The organism is Chryseobacterium mulctrae, from assembly GCF_006175945.1.
GTDB classification, from domain to species: domain Bacteria; phylum Bacteroidota; class Bacteroidia; order Flavobacteriales; family Weeksellaceae; genus Chryseobacterium; species Chryseobacterium mulctrae.
This window is the reverse complement of record NZ_VAJL01000001.1, coordinates 3,925,171-3,940,256: the sequence shown is the minus strand read 5'-3', so window position 1 is coordinate 3,940,256 and position 15,086 is coordinate 3,925,171. Positions and strand designations below refer to the sequence as shown.

At 32.8% G+C, this 15,086-nt stretch carries 14 protein-coding genes and 3 pseudogenes; 7 read left to right on the top strand and 10 right to left on the bottom strand.

The window, feature by feature from the left end; genetic code table 11:
• Window positions 1-316 precede the first annotated feature (316 nt).
• Both FDY99_RS18260 and FDY99_RS23725 read right to left on the bottom strand, forming a co-directional pair.
• Complete coding sequence (locus tag FDY99_RS18260) at window positions 317-1,009, bottom strand: hypothetical protein (protein WP_162304186.1); 693 nt, start codon at window positions 1,007-1,009, stop codon at window positions 317-319.
• A gap of 150 nt (window positions 1,010-1,159) precedes the next feature.
• Window positions 1,160-1,483: pseudogene (locus FDY99_RS23725) on the bottom strand (alpha/beta hydrolase family protein); the annotation flags it as partial.
• Window positions 1,484-1,705: 222 nt separating this feature from the next.
• Here FDY99_RS23725 and istA point away from each other — a divergent pair.
• Both istA and istB read left to right on the top strand, forming a co-directional pair.
• On the top strand, window positions 1,706-3,256 hold the full coding sequence (gene istA / locus FDY99_RS18250) for an IS21 family transposase (RefSeq protein WP_139418575.1): 1,551 nt from the start codon (window positions 1,706-1,708) through the stop codon (window positions 3,254-3,256).
• A gap of 12 nt (window positions 3,257-3,268) precedes the next feature.
• Complete coding sequence (gene istB, locus FDY99_RS18245; protein WP_139418563.1) at window positions 3,269-4,006, top strand: IS21-like element helper ATPase IstB; 738 nt, start codon at window positions 3,269-3,271, stop codon at window positions 4,004-4,006.
• Window positions 4,007-5,215: 1,209 nt separating this feature from the next.
• Here the strand turns inward: istB and FDY99_RS18235 are convergent.
• Window positions 5,216-6,007, bottom strand: coding sequence for an alpha/beta hydrolase (locus FDY99_RS18235; RefSeq protein WP_139423184.1), 792 nt, complete (start codon window positions 6,005-6,007; stop codon window positions 5,216-5,218).
• A gap of 136 nt (window positions 6,008-6,143) precedes the next feature.
• Between FDY99_RS18235 and FDY99_RS18230 the strand changes: the two genes are divergently transcribed.
• The gene (locus FDY99_RS18230; RefSeq protein WP_139423183.1) at window positions 6,144-6,713 is read left to right on the top strand and encodes a Crp/Fnr family transcriptional regulator; all 570 of its coding nucleotides are present in this window, start codon (window positions 6,144-6,146) and stop codon (window positions 6,711-6,713) included.
• Window positions 6,714-6,827: 114 nt separating this feature from the next.
• Here FDY99_RS18230 and FDY99_RS18225 read toward each other — a convergent pair whose 3' ends face one another.
• Entirely contained in the window at window positions 6,828-7,469 is a 642-nt protein-coding gene (locus tag FDY99_RS18225; RefSeq protein WP_139423182.1) for a hypothetical protein, read from the bottom strand.
• A 167-nt stretch (window positions 7,470-7,636) separates the two neighbouring features.
• The gene (locus FDY99_RS18220; protein WP_139423181.1) at window positions 7,637-8,227 is read right to left on the bottom strand and encodes a hypothetical protein; all 591 of its coding nucleotides are present in this window, start codon (window positions 8,225-8,227) and stop codon (window positions 7,637-7,639) included.
• A gap of 361 nt (window positions 8,228-8,588) precedes the next feature.
• On the opposite strand from FDY99_RS18220, the gene FDY99_RS18215 reads away from it, so the two are divergent.
• Window positions 8,589-8,888 carry a hypothetical protein gene (locus FDY99_RS18215; RefSeq protein WP_139423180.1) on the top strand — a complete coding sequence of 100 codons (300 nt, stop codon included), beginning with the start codon at window positions 8,589-8,591 and terminating at the stop codon, window positions 8,886-8,888.
• A gap of 290 nt (window positions 8,889-9,178) precedes the next feature.
• Here the strand turns inward: FDY99_RS18215 and FDY99_RS18210 are convergent, their stop codons facing one another.
• The 3 genes from FDY99_RS18210 to FDY99_RS18200 all read right to left on the bottom strand — a co-directional run bounded on the left by FDY99_RS18210 (window position 9,179) and on the right by FDY99_RS18200 (window position 11,097).
• Window positions 9,179-9,451 carry a hypothetical protein gene (locus tag FDY99_RS18210; protein WP_139423179.1) on the bottom strand — a complete coding sequence of 91 codons (273 nt, stop codon included), beginning with the start codon at window positions 9,449-9,451 and terminating at the stop codon, window positions 9,179-9,181.
• Window positions 9,452-9,462: 11 nt separating this feature from the next.
• Window positions 9,463-10,185, bottom strand: coding sequence for a ferredoxin reductase domain-containing protein (locus tag FDY99_RS18205; protein WP_139423178.1), 723 nt, complete (start codon window positions 10,183-10,185; stop codon window positions 9,463-9,465).
• 75 nt (window positions 10,186-10,260) lie between these two features.
• Window positions 10,261-11,097 (bottom strand): AraC family transcriptional regulator, encoded by an 837-nt coding sequence (locus FDY99_RS18200; protein ID WP_139423177.1) that lies wholly within the window; start codon window positions 11,095-11,097, stop codon window positions 10,261-10,263.
• 223 nt (window positions 11,098-11,320) lie between these two features.
• On the opposite strand from FDY99_RS18200, the pseudogene FDY99_RS23720 reads away from it, so the two are divergent.
• Window positions 11,321-11,668 (top strand): annotated as a pseudogene (locus tag FDY99_RS23720) (CPBP family glutamic-type intramembrane protease); the annotation flags it as partial.
• A 202-nt stretch (window positions 11,669-11,870) separates the two neighbouring features.
• Here the strand turns inward: FDY99_RS23720 and FDY99_RS18190 are convergent.
• On the bottom strand, window positions 11,871-12,560 hold the full coding sequence (locus FDY99_RS18190; protein WP_139423176.1) for a hypothetical protein: 690 nt from the start codon (window positions 12,558-12,560) through the stop codon (window positions 11,871-11,873).
• 272 nt (window positions 12,561-12,832) lie between these two features.
• On the opposite strand from FDY99_RS18190, the pseudogene FDY99_RS23425 reads away from it, so the two are divergent.
• Window positions 12,833-13,141: pseudogene (locus FDY99_RS23425) on the top strand (hypothetical protein); the annotation flags it as partial.
• Window positions 13,142-13,356: 215 nt separating this feature from the next.
• Here FDY99_RS23425 and FDY99_RS18180 read toward each other — a convergent pair.
• Window positions 13,357-13,548 (bottom strand): cold-shock protein, encoded by a 192-nt coding sequence (locus tag FDY99_RS18180; protein ID WP_139423175.1) that lies wholly within the window; start codon window positions 13,546-13,548, stop codon window positions 13,357-13,359.
• Window positions 13,549-14,198: 650 nt separating this feature from the next.
• On the opposite strand from FDY99_RS18180, the gene FDY99_RS18175 reads away from it, so the two are divergent.
• Window positions 14,199-14,774, top strand: a complete 576-nt coding sequence (locus tag FDY99_RS18175; RefSeq protein ID WP_084550423.1) for a helix-turn-helix domain-containing protein — start codon at window positions 14,199-14,201, stop codon at window positions 14,772-14,774.
• Window positions 14,775-15,086 lie beyond the last annotated feature (312 nt).

The window sequence follows — 15,086 nt, the reverse complement described above, 5'->3', positions numbered from 1 at the left end:
ACCTGAAGCAAAGATATGCTTTTTTTTAAAACAACCACTATTTATTTATTTAATTATAAAATTTAATTTAAAAATATAATTATACTATCTTTATATAGGTCGTTATAATATGAAACAAAATAAATTAATTTAAATCACATTTTAAAATTCACACACACACACACACGCGCACATACATACTCCGTCCAAACTAACACAACAAATGATTTACGTTGATATTCTTTTTAAAATTATGATGTGAAGTAATCAAATAACTATTTAATTTAAAAGACAAATCCCAGTTATTGCAATAACTGGGATTTGTCTTTTAAATTTACTAATTATCTCTATCAAGATTATTTAACTTCAGTAAAACTCTATTTAGTATAGCTTTCTCTTCAAGTTTGCTTTGCTTTTCCTTCGTACTTTTCCTACGCTTCTCAGCTTGATAAATTAAATCTTCCAACTGTAATTGAAAACTAACATAGAAGCCTCTGGTATACCTACTATAAGTCTTTAACCCCCAATTATGTTTCAATTCATTCTTAATTTTTTTTGTTTGATACTCACTATTATACTTTTGAATATTTGGATCTAATTCAGAAATATCTAAAGACTTTGCTTTTCCACTCATCCGTGATAACCAAAATTTGTTATCAATTTTACAATACGTTTTTTTTCCTAATATACTTTTAATTGCCAAAAAGCCCAACAAACAAACTTTTTCAAATTCTGACTTTTCACTTTTGTAGAAGTCCCAAAATATTTCCATATTCAAGCCACATCTTGGTGCATCTTTAAAATCATCATACAATCTTTCTCCCATTTTAAGACATTCATCTACATCAACTAATTGAACGCTATAAAACTTTGCACTTGATTTAATCAGTTCTAGCTCATCACCAAATTCTAATTTTAAAGAATGTTGGTAAAGAGCGTAGTAAAGTATATTATTCAGTACTTTATGAGAATTGGTCAAAAAACCATCTAATAAAGTTACTGGAAAATTAAAATATTCTGGCTTGTTCAAAATCACTACAATTAATTATCAAAGATAAATCATAAATTTTAAACTATTGAAATAGCAACAATATCAAAATAAATATTCACCATTGTTACAATAAAAAAATTAACTATCAAAGGACAATAAACTCCTTTCAAGTCTTGAATGAATCCTGCATCAATTTGAGTCACATCTATTAATCATTTGTTGATCAATCCACTTAAAATCTTTCTTACAACGTAAGAAATAATCAAACCACTCAACCATCCTAATTGTCAGATCTTTTCGCTGTTCATAACCCATTAGTGAATGCTGTTCATCTTTGTAAAAAAGTGCAACGACAGATTTTCCGTATTTACGAAGTGCATTATAAAATGAACGTGTTTGCTCAGGGTTCACGTTCTTGTCTCCTGTACCTGTCCATAAAAGTACAGGACTCTTCACCTGATCTGCGTAATAAAGTGGATTATTCCTATAGTACCTGTCCTTATCTTCGGTAAACTTTCCTAATTTAAATTGGCCATCTTCATATCTGTAATAGTCTGGAAAAGACGGTCAAATTGACCACCTAATTTCGGAGTAAATTGACCACTGATTTCGGAGCAAAGTGACCACCACTTTCCGGTCCAAAATGACCACCTGTTATCTGGGTTATATTTGAGATAAAAACGACTTGATTTTTTCATGATGTTAGCGTCATACATTCGTTAAAAAAAGCGGATTATGGCAAATAAAATAACAGACATGAGTAAAATTAGAAAAGTCATAAAATTCTACAGCACTGGAAAGAGCAAGTTATTTATAAGCAGCTATTTATCCCTTTCCAGAAATACCGTTAAAAAATACATCTCATTGTATGAGATTCTGGGCTTAAACCTTGATGCGATCAATGCCAAGACAGATGCCGAGCTGGAACTTTTGTTTTCCAATACCACCGCGGAGTCCATTAGCCCCAAACTACAGTCCCTGTACGATTTTTTCCCAAAGATGGAACGTGAGCTCAAAAAGGTAGGAATCACTATCCATCATATGTGGGAGCAATATCTTGCACTGCATCCTGATGGTTTTCAGAGTTCACAGTTCCGGCATCATTACAAGATATGGGGCAAGCGTGTGAACCCGGTGATGCATATGAATCACAAATCCGGTGATAAGATGTATGTCGATTATGCAGGGAAAACACTCTCCATTATTGATAAGGAAAGCGGGGAGCTTAAAGAAGTTCAGTTTTTTGTAGCTATTCTGGGAGCAAGCCAGTACACGTATGCTGAAGCCTCTATGAGCCAGCAGAAGGAAGATTTTGTACGTTCTGTAGAAAATGCCATCCGCTTTTTTGAAGGCACACCGGCAGCGATCGTTCCTGATAATTTAAAATCCGCAGTGATCAAAAGCAGCCGTTTTGAACCCACCATCAATGAGACCCTGGCCGATCTGGCCGAACATTATGAAACGACCATCTTGCCTGCCAGGGCTTACAAACCGAGGGATAAATCCTTGGTAGAGGGAGCGGTAAAGATCCTGTACAGAAGGATCTACGCCAACCTTCAACAGGGATCCTGCGGCCTGGATGAACTAAATAGTGAGATCTGGGATCTGTTGGACTCTCATAACAAACGCAAGCTCACAGGACGCCCTTACTCCCGCTACGAGCTGTTCCTGGAGGACGAGAAGCAGCAGCTGCGCCCACTGCCTGAGCGTCGTTTTGAGATCAGGTACCAATCCTTTGCAACAGTGATGCAGAACGGGCACGTACAGTTGAGCCGGGATAAGAACTACTACAGTGTTCCGTACCAGTATATCAAGAAAAAGATCAAGATCCTATACACATCTTCCACTGTGGAGATCTACTATAAATACAACAGGATCGCGATGCACAGGCGCAATTACAAGCCTTATGTCTACACGACCATTACAGAACATTTAGCCAGCACCCACCAGTTCGTGGCCGGATGGAGTGCTGCCCGCTTTATCGATTGGGCAAACAGTATTGATACTGCAGTGGGAGAATATATCCTCCAAATTATCGACAGTCGGAATCATCCCGAGCAAGCTTACAAAAGCTGCCTGGGAATCCTGAACTTCGAAAAGAAAGTAGGAAGAGAGCGATTGATAAATGCTTGTAAACGGGCATTGGATTTTAAGATCTACAGCTTTAAGACCGTACAGAAGATATTGGAGAACAATCTGGATCAGATGATCGATCCGGAAAAAGAAGAAAAGGAGCAGGAACTGCCTGATCACGGCAACATCAGAGGAAAACAATATTATCATTAAATATCAACAGTTATGAACGAACCGACAGTGAGCAAAATGAAGCAAATGAAGCTTTACGGCATGCACAATGCCTTTAAGACCGCTATTGAAAGCGGAAGGACAGACCATTATACCCTCGACCAGTTTATATCGATGCTCATCGATGCCGAATGGGATGAGAGGCACAACAGGCGCATAGAGCGAAGCATCAAAAATGCAAAGTTCCATTACAGGTCCAGTATTGAAAGTATCAACTTCGATGACACCCGCAATCTCGACCGTAATCTGGTAATGCGTCTTGCAGGATGTGAGTTCGTAGAAAAAAATGAAAACATCCTGATCACAGGAAGTACAGGCGTGGGTAAAAGTTACCTGGGAACCGCATTGGGCTATCAGGCCTGTATCGAAGGCTTCAAGGTCAATTATTTTAATACTTCCAAGCTGTTTGCCAAACTAAAAATGGCAAAAGCAGACGGGTCATACCTGCGCGAACTTGCAAAAATACAAAGACAGGATGTGATCATCCTTGATGATTTTGGTCTTCAGGCTTTGGACAGTGCCAACAGGATAACCCTTCTGGAGATCATAGAAGACCGTCACAACAACGGATCCATCATTGTAACATCGCAGATCCCGGTGCAGGGCTGGTATGACATTATTGGTGAAAAGACCATTGCCGATGCTATTCTGGACAGACTTATACATCAGTCTCACCGCCTGGAACTCCAGGGGGAATCTATGAGAAAAAAGAGAGGAGTTAACAGGGAGTAATTATTTATTATATTTGAATACTAATTGACACATGAAAAACAAGAGTTTTTATCAAATTTAAGGGTGGTCAATTTAAACCGAAATTACCTGGTCACTTTGAATTGAAATTGGGTGGTCAATATCACTGGAATTTACAACAAATATGCCAACTTTAATAAAAATGCAACAAGATTGGGTTTTGCGTCCTCAACGATAGATAATCTCTCACAAAGTATCGATATTCTTAAAAGAATTGTTTTATAATAAATAAATTGGACTATAGACTTTGTAAGAATTGAACTATTAACCTAAAATCTACAGGACTTTAATTTGTTATATTTTTATTTACCTAAATTAACTTATTTATCAATGAATAATATAATAATACGCAAAGTAAACACAGATGATTTAATTGCACTTTAACAAATTGGAAGAAAAACTTTTTCAGAAAGCAATTCAAAAGCAAATATGGAAAAATACCTGCGAGAGGGGTATTCAGAAGAAAAATTACTAGATAAATAGGCTGATGAAAATTCTGAGTTTTACTTTGCTATTGATGGTTTTGATGTAGTATGATACCTTAAAATCAACTTTGGTAATGCTCAAACAGAGCTAAAAGACAATAAAGGTCTTGAAATTAAACGTATATATGTATTAAGGAAATATCATCGTAAGAAAGTCAGTCAACTGCTTTATGATTACGCTATAGAAATAGCTACTAAATCACTTGCTAAATATGTGTGGCTAGGCTTCTGCAGTATCAAAAAATATGATTCCTCTTTCAACTGCGTTATGCAGTATTGTTATTGCATCTTTTTTATCTTAAGCCCATACAGCCAAATCCAAATGCTGAAACTTCCAATCCGCTATTTCCTAATTTTCTTTTTTGCATAATTCTTTTATTAATTATTTCTATAACTGACATTAATTTCAATTACAAAATTCCTGATTAACGTTCTATAAAAATAGCCTTATTGGTAATTGTTGTAGTCAGATTTTCAACGTATTTTTTAACACGATAAAAAAAGACCTTATTTCAAAGCTCGCTGATCTATTTTGCCATTAAAGATGTAGGCATTGTAATCCCAATTTGCTCAGGTTTTAGAATTATTACCAGATTTTCGGGGCTAAAAACGATCATTAAAGAATATTTTAGAACAACCTGTAAGCAATAAAATGAAGACTAGATAGATCAGAAAATGCTTTCTCTGATCTAAAAAGTATTTAAAATTAATCATGGTTTTGAAAGAATTGATTAAGTTGAAAAATTTGAGTAACAGCAGCTGTAGACCAATAGGCCGCATCATGAGCACCGGGACTTTCTTCATAGATGTGGGGAATATTCAGTGAGATCAATTGCTCGTGAAATTTTCTGTTTTGTGTGATCAACAGATCGTCGATTCCGCAACTGATCAGTATTTTCTGCCGGCTATTTTTAAGCTTGTCTATCTGTGAGATGGCCGTATAGGAAATCCATTTTTCTGGATTTTCCCCTAATAATTTAGGAACACCATATTCTTTTCCCAAAGGAACAAAATCGATGACACCACATAAGCTTCCTATAGCACTGAAAGTATCCTGATGTCTCGCACCAATGTATAGTGCGCCGTGTCCACCCATACTCCAGCCCATCAAAGCTGTTTTCGATTGATCAGAACTGTATTTTTTTTGAATAAAGCCAGTTAATTCTTTGGCAATAAATGTCTCATATTTCAAATTGGGACTGTCTATGTACCAACTGTCATAATTTCCGTCAGGTAACACAAAGATCATCTGCATTTCTTTACTGAGTTTTACTAAGGACGGAATATCCTGTGTCAATGTTCTTTTGGGATAGCCAGTGAAGCCGTGCAGTATGTAAACCGTTGGCAGTTTCATATTCTTGTCGTTTGACGGATGTACAACAAGCGTTTTAATATCCTTCTTCATAGAGGCACTGTAGATCTTCAATGAGTCGACTTTTTGGGAAAACATTTCTGTTCCGATGCACATAACAACTATGGCAAATAATGATTTTATCATTGTAATTTATTTTTTCTGACAGCAAAATTAGGCGCAAAGATTTTCAGAATTCTATACATATGTTGAGGGATCAGAAATATTTTTAATTCCCGAAATTTCAAACTGCTATATTTTTATTTTACATTATCTTTATGGTATGGTAGCATTTTGGGAATTTATAGACCGCTATTCCTTGATCTCCGAGGAATCGAAAAAAGCATGGTCAGCCTTGTTAAAAACTTCCAAAATAATCAAGGGAGCTTATTATTTGGAACAGGGAACTATTCCAAAAGATATTACTTTTATCAGTAAAGGGCTGCTTTCGTATTATTACCTTAATGAAAAAGGTGAAAAAATAATCAAGAGATTTTTTACAGAAAACTCTCTTGTTGCATCTACAAGCGCATTGCTAAAACAAGAACCTGGATCTTTCTCCATTGAGGCTTTAGAAGATACGGAACTCATCAGCTATTCTTTCAGTGATTTCAGAAACCTTACAAGACAATATAATGATATTGCCAACTTCTACATCAGTTATCTGGAACGCCATTGGGTCATTGAAAAGGAGTTTGCCGAGATCACACTTAAATCTGATACGGCCAAACAAAGGTATTTAGAGTTTGAGAGGGATTATCCCGAATTGGTTTCCCGATTAAAACTTCATCAGATAGCTTCTTATCTGGCAATTACTCCTACACAGCTGAGCAGAATAAGAGCTGAACTTTAATTATTCTTTGAGTATACGTAAGGAATTATCAGAAAGAAAAATTCTCACCGTCGAGCTTAAAGCAGAATATCCATTTTTAATAATTTAAGCTTATGGAAAAATATTATTGGGAGATCAAAGAACCTTTGCCAAAATAAATCCGAGGAACAATGCCAGTATAAATGCAATGACGATCTTCATGTAATCAGTTTTGCTGCTTTGCAATTCCTGATTCAGTCTCATATTATCCTGATTCAATGTTTCCAGGCGAACCTTCATAGAAGCTGTCTTTTCATTGATGGCAGACTGCATATTCTTTTCATGCAAGGCTGCGATCTCTTTTTTGTAGCTATCCATTTCTACCTTTCTCTGCTTCTCCTGTTCGGTGAAGTTCTTCTGTGTGTCCTGAAGCTGTTTGACTGAAGATTCCTGAAGTTTCTGGAATTCTTCATTTCTCTTGGATAGTTGTTCAGTTAAAGTTTTAACCTGTTCAGAAAACTGTTTGGAAACATCTTTCTTGACCTCATCGATTAAAAGGGCTCTTGAATTGGAACGTTCGTGAGACAGTTTTTCTGCTATGGCATGCAACCCCGCACCATAATCGTGAGGCAAATGAAAACGTTTGTCTGCCAACTTATCCAGCAATGTTTCATCGACTGTATGACCACCCTTCAGATAGATAAGATTGACTGTAGCGTTCAGCTTCAAAGCATTACTAAAGATTCCTATGACGGATCCCGGTGAATAGACCGGATAACTGACCTCGTTGCTTTCCATGTATTCTTTGTCGTTTTAAAAACAAGTCTTGTCACAAAGATATTGTTAATTGAAATAAAATAAAACTGCTACTCTAAAAGCTAGAGTATAAATGTTTTTTTTGGTACCCATATTTGTTTATAAAGTAGGAAAATATTGAAAATCGATCCACATTTTTCTTAATAAAGTTAAGAATTAAGATCTTTAAGAAGTTGAAAATGAAGAAGTGCTGAATATTGAATCTTTAGATCCGGTCGAAAAATCTGTACTCCTGCAAGAAAATGACGGTAAAGTTCAAATCTGTTTTTGATCACATAATATTCCCTTTGAAAATTCACAGTATGCATTTTACTCTCGCCATAGCCATCGTTTTTATAAACGGTCAATCTCGTTAAATTATATTTGATGTTTAGGACCAAGCCAATATCAGAGTCAAATTTTTCTTTTGAAGAATATAATTCTGAATATAAAAATTGTTCTGAAATTTTACCATTCGGAAAGAAAATAAAAGCACCTTCTTCATTCACAACGATACTATATTTATTATCTCTTTTAGCTTTAAAAAGATAGGCTGCAGTAAAGTAACTCGCACCGGCTGAGATGAACGTTATTAAAAGCAATGCAAAAAAGTGTCCTGGCTTATTTGTCAAATATTCCCAAAAACCATTATCAATTAACCAAACTCCTGAAATGATTGCGACCGCTGCCAAAAGTACGACGATAATGCATCCGAGACCAGCTAAAAAATAGGTATATGGATAGTTGATAATAGATATCATTGTCGGAAACTTTTTTGTACTTTGTATCATAATCGATGCGAAAATCCATTTTATGATGATGGACTTTATTTCAGGTAATATTCTTTAGCCTAAAGTTATAATAAAACTTGGTTTCTATACAATTTTTCTTCCCGCTTTTATCTTGATCTGGATGAATAGATATTTAATCATTTTTAATTAATAGTTCTAAGTGTATGACCACATTTATACTTCCCAGTAGTTCTCCTAAATTATCTAAGGTTAGATGAAAAATTGTGTTCCCGTAATATGTGTAAATTCCAGCAAAACAGGATATAACCAATTTGTCATTGGAATATTGTACCTAATTGAAGTTTAGTATCTTTACAGTTAAATAAATATAATGACTTTAGATCAACATATTACATTGACTTGCGAAAATGGTTTATTAAATAGAACAGGATTCGTAAAAGTTCAAGATCAAATAAATGACAAGAATTTCATGAACATGGAAGATTTCGATGAATTATTGCATATCGGTTTTCCAATTGGAAGAGAATTGAAAAAACTAAAAGGAACTGAAGATATATCTGAAGTTCTACAACTTATTAAAGATAAGAAAGTATCTGCAAGAAATTTTGTTGCCATCATTAAAAGTAATGTTTTCAATGATGAAATTCTAAAAACGCATACATTATATTAATCAATATAGATATTAAAGTTTTCATGATTAACTATTATTCTCGGCTACAGTCGGGATTTTTATTTCATTGAGAAATCACTTTTACAAAAATTAGCAGCAAAATAAAACAGATATTATCATTTACTTATTTCAAGAAATATTTTAAATTCATCATTTAATAATTGAGTTTGATCTAAATGTTCTATAATATTGTATTTTTTAAGCAAGTCGATTACTTTTTCATCAGTGAACTTGTTTGAACCTAGTTCGTAAGCAATTTGCGAAGCGGATAGATTCAGTATCGATGAAAGTTAAGTCGTAGATATACATTTTATTTTTACTACCTGTATTGTAAATAAGTCAGATCGATCAGGATAATGATTAGTATGAGAATGAATAGCTTCTGAACCATCATTCATACTGATAATAAAATCATAATTTTTAAAAGCTTCTTTCTTTTCAATATTATCACTATCATCCGATGATATCTTTACTATCTCATGAGCGGAATCCCATAAGAATTCGGCCACTGAATCTATTATATTCTGTTTACAATCATTATTATTAACTAATAAAATTTTCATAATCAATAAAATTATAATCCTTTTTTACCTTCGAGCCAGTAGCCCTTAACATAGATTTTACCCTTATGATTATTCAACTTCAAAGCTTTCCTGAAGTTCTGGATTGAATTTACATTTCCAGTAAGTATTATATTGGCATCAGACCATTGAGGATCGCCTAAAAGAGGCAACTGCTGTATATCATCTATGTTGCGAAATACATCCTTTTTCGGAAAAACTGTATAATTGCATAGACCAATTTCTTCAGGAATAGTCATGTTTTCCTCTTCCAATTCGATGTAAAACATGAACTGATGATTATTCTTTCTAAGAAAAGGTAAAAAACTGAGCATTAAACCAAGAGAAGTTTCATCTCCAAAAACAACTTGCTTTTCTACCTTTGGATCATATTGTTTGTCACTTCCTAAGACCGCTAGCTTTATTTTTTGATCGTCAGGCTGAAGTATATTGATATAATTGGCTCCAACCGCATTGCCATGAAGATAAGCAACAAATTCAATAGCTTTCTTTGTATCATCTGCATAGGAAACGGTATAGTGACGTAACTCCCTGGGAGTAACCCGAAGTGAGATCGTGAATCCCGGAGAAAAATCCAAAGAGGTAAAATTACCTTTTAAACGTACTTTCTTTACATAAGGATTGAGATAAACGGATTCTTCTACTTTTACTATCCGTATAAATGAAGGGGCTATTTTTTCAAGGGCATCGTTGAGCCATTTTGGTGCTGTCGGCATATCTTTAATTTTTGTTGTACAAAGAAATAGAGAAATGCCAGACGTTGAAATGGATTGGAGAAAGTAAGTATAGGACTATTCGAAGCTTTTTTTTCTAAAAGTTAAAGCTGTCATTCCTGTTGCTTTTATAAACAGACGGGAGAAATACGAGTAATCTTCATAGCCTAACTGATATGCAATTTCTTTGACCGATTTTGAAGAATGAAACAAAAGACGTTTTGCTTCCAAAATAATTCTTTGCTGAATATGATAGGAAACTGTCTCGCCCGTTGCCTTTTTTGCGCATTCATTCAGTAACTGCTCAGCATAAAACTTGGGATTTTTTTCTATCAAGAATTGATTTTCCAACAAAGATTTAAAATTACTCATAATAACTTGAGAACGGTTAGGTGAGTTGATTTGGGCAGAATCACCTAAAAAGTTTGAGATGATCAACCCGATCAAAGCATTGCAGCTATTTTTCAATATCGGATAATATAATTTCCTTTCAAAATCCTTATATATTTTTAAGCATATTGCTATGGTATCTGATAAAACATCGAAATTCTCATTTTGCAACTGCAAAGGATCTGCCGGAGCTATTGTCTTTAAAAGATCAAGATATTCAGTATTTAAGTTTTCATCGTTTATAAGAATGACAGTAAAAAGTCCTTCTTTAAAAGAGATTCCCCGATGTACCTGATAAGGCTGAATATAGATTATTGAAGGTGAAACAATGGTATACTGCCTAAAGTCTACTTCAAATATTCCGCTGCCTTGTTCCAGGATAAAGAATAAATGGTAGTTATCCCTGTGGGCTTTTCTTATTTTGTCTAATTCGAGATCTTCAACAGATGACCGTTCAATGATTATGCCCTTGCTTTCAACATCAGGAAAAGTATTTAATGGAATGAATTTGGGTTTGAAAGACATATTTGGATATTAGAAAAGTTTGCAAATAATACCAGCTATTCGAAGAACCAAAGTGCTGGTGTTGTAATCGGAAATTAATCAACAACTAGAGTTTAGTAAAACGAACGTCATTTTTCAAGCTGCAATCTAATTAAATTAATTTTCTGCTTCTCATTATTATCAATTAATATATCGGGCTTTATTCCTACATTATCTATAGGATTTCGAGGAAGTCGCTTGTGTATTTTTAGGATCACTGCTTTTCGGCGTAGCACATCTTTATCAGGCTACTGATTTTATAGAAATTTTAGAAGTATTTGCGGTTACATCTTTAGGTTCCATATTTTTCGCGTGGATCTATGCAGAATGGAATTTTAATTTGTGGACAGCAATCTTTCTACATTTTCTGATGAATCTTTATTGGCTGATTTTTAATGTTGACGATTCTGCCATTGGAGGGATGTATGCAAATATTTTCAGGTTTTTAAGCTTGTTCATCACAATAGGAATTACCATTTTTTATAAGAGAAAAAATAAGATATCATTGGAAGTCACTAAAAAAACTATCTGGATAAAGCCCAAATATGAATAGCTGCATTATTGTATTTCGTCTAAATATTGGCTTTCATTATATTTTGGAAACTATATACTTTCTTGTACCACATAGATGACATTCTTAAAATCCTCACTCTAATTCAGAATGATGATAATTTTCATGAAAATAGTGAAGAATGTTCCTGGTGGTACATAGAATTATATAGTCACTTATTAAAGTTAAATTAACCTTTTAAAATTTAGAAAATAACATCTTTTAAAGCCATCTTAAAAGGCAGATGATCAACATCTTTTGCTCCTTGAACTATCAAAAAATCATTTTTCAAAATTATTTTTTTATATATTGACAAAAAAAGCTCAACACCTATTTTTGTACGAGCTATTTCTTTTTCAAATATTTTTCTGCCAGTATTTTCTACAATTAGCTTTGAATACATATAATCATCGGCAAAACAAATCCATATTGAAGCTTTATAAATAATATTATTATATTGAAATTCTAAATTAACATTTTCGTAATCAGGAATTAATTTTAATTTCAACCCTTGCAGATAAGAAAATTCAACTGCTTTCTGGAGTTCTTGATTATGAGAAATCTTTGCCATTTCAAGCAAATAATTGTGAGCCTTATCCCAAATATATAGTTGTTTATCTGCTTTATTAAATTTACTAAAATATACATTATCAAAAGTTCCAAAATATCTTAGGTCTTTACCGAATATCTCAGCCGATTCCCTTTTTAAAATTGGGTAATAAGCATATGTATTATCAGTCATGAAATCGACATTAATAAAGTTAATTTTTTTTCCGCGATAATTTTCATTGAGCAATCTTGTAAACAATACACTTAATCCAAAGAAATCATCATTTAAGTTAATTAATTTTTCTTGTCCGTCGCGAAACCAAAATAAGACACGTTCTATTTTCATAAGCCTAACAATATTTCATTCTAATTAATTTATATTATAAAGGATGAATAACTCTTGTTACATTTTCAAAGAGATATAATTGAGATAATTTTTTTAATTCTATGCTATTGGAGATTCAGTCATAATAGATAACAGGTGAGATTTCAAGTCAATTCTTCAAATATAGTCTCCCATTCTTTATATTTTGGGATAATTCTAAAATATAATCTTGACCTTCTTTTCGGAATCTTCTGGAGCTTAATAATTATAAAGATAATAAAATATAAAAAAATGGAATCAGGATTGATACCGAAGGAGAATATTTTGATACTGCCCATTTCCCGAATTGTCTTGCAGAATATCCTTTTCGGGGTGGAGGTTGTTATCTATTATTAGGAACAGTAGAAGTAGACTTTCACTTTACTACTCTTACGATTCACAAAATAGCTAAAATGCCCTTTATACCGGATCCAAGATATCCAATGGATAAAGAAAAATATTTGGAAACTGCAAGAAGCCTTTGAAAATATAAGTATGACACAAAGAAACCCCATCCTCAGCAACAAGAGATTAATTTACCAGGACACAAAATGAAGTTATGATCAAGATATTACAATCAAAATTCGCAGAAATAAAACAGTTGAAGATGCTCAGAAAATACGTCTTACATCTCTTCTTCTATAGAAAAAAATTACCCTGAATTAGCAGAGATAAGTTCAAAACTCATTAATCCAACTTAAATTTATTGAGATTCAAAATAAAAAAGAGCAGATAAATAATTATCTGCTCTTATTATAAAATATAAGGTTATTAAGAGTTACGCTATTTTAACGTTAACTGCATTAACACCTTTGTTTCCATTTTGTAAATCGAATGTTACGACATCATTTTCACGAATATTATCTACTAAACCTGAAGTATGTACGAAAATGTCTTGACCACCTGTAGATGGAGTAATAAAACCAAATCCTTTAGTATCGTTAAAGAATTTTACTGTTCCTTGTTGCATTGTATATGTATTAAAAAATTATTGTATTTTATTTTATAGGATAAATTATCCTTGTGCTTTGGTCTGAACCAAAACGATAATAATTTTTGAGAGAAAAATATGGATGAATAAAATTTAAGAGTGAAAATCGAACTTCTTAAAAGGTAGAACACCTAAAATGTTAATGACAAAATTGAGCTACTGTTTTGATGGCTGAGAACTAATTTTATTTTTAATTCACATTATTCAGTTGCCTTATTATTCTACAAATGTACGTTAAATAAATGACATATGCTATTATTACTTCATGTATTTATATATTTAATAATTTAAAATAGTCAATTATCCTACTGAACGATATTTAAATTTGCATGATTATTTCACATTAAGATAACTCCGTAAAAGATAATATTCGTGTATTTGTGGCTTATAAATTCTAGGCAACTATATACTTTCCCGTACCAAACAGATGGTACTCTTAAAATTCTCTTTCTAATTGAGAATGATTATAATTATCATAAAATAGAAGGAATTTCCTGTTGGTAAACAGAAGTATATAGTCACCAAATTTAATATATAAAATTAAAAAAGATTCTTAAACTTAGCAGAAAACAAAAATATCATACATTTGCCAAAATATTACTATTTGTAAACAAAATAAAAATTCAGCAATGAGCGACTTTATCATAGGCATTGGAAAAAGAATTAAAGACATTAGAAAAGAAAACAATCTTACTATTAATGAACTTGCCAACAGAGCCAACGTTAGCAATGGCTTAATTTCAAGAATTGAAAACGGACGAACTATCCCTTCTCTCCCTGTGCTATTAGATTTAATTCAGTCCTTAGATATTGATGCAAGCTATTTCTTTGAAGGCGTTGAAAACAGGAATAGCGCAAAATACCTCTACATCCCAAAAGAAAATCAGCAGGTTATTGAAAAAGAAATTGAAGCTCAAGGATTTAAATATATGCACATTTTCAGTAAAAGCTTAAATTCATTGGGTTTCGAAGCTGTTTTACTCACCTTGGAACCGAATTCTAAAAGAGAAAAAGTGATTACTGATGCATGGGAATTCAAATACATCTTAAAAGGAACTGTAAAATATCTGATTGATCAGGAAGAAGTTATACTCTCAGAGGGTGACGCATTATATTTTAACGGGAGATTTCCCCACGTTCCTGTAAGCATTTCTGATGAATCTTGCATCATGCTTGTATTATATCTATACTCAGAACGAGACTGATTTTTTTAATCAAAAAAAATAATTTCAACGATATAAAAACCCAACAAAGTTTACTATTAGTAAACTTTTATTTTTTCAATTTAACAAATAAATAACAGATAGTTAATCTTCAATTCTGAAATAAAATGCATTTGATATCAGACAAAAAATAAACAAAAACACTAAATCATCTCATTATAAGAATCTTAAATAATTACCAAAATATCATTTTTGTTACTGCTTCATTTTTTTAATTCAAATTAAATACAAGATTTTTTCATTATTAGTTAACATTAAAAGTTTATAAATATTAAAATTCAAGCATATTTTTGC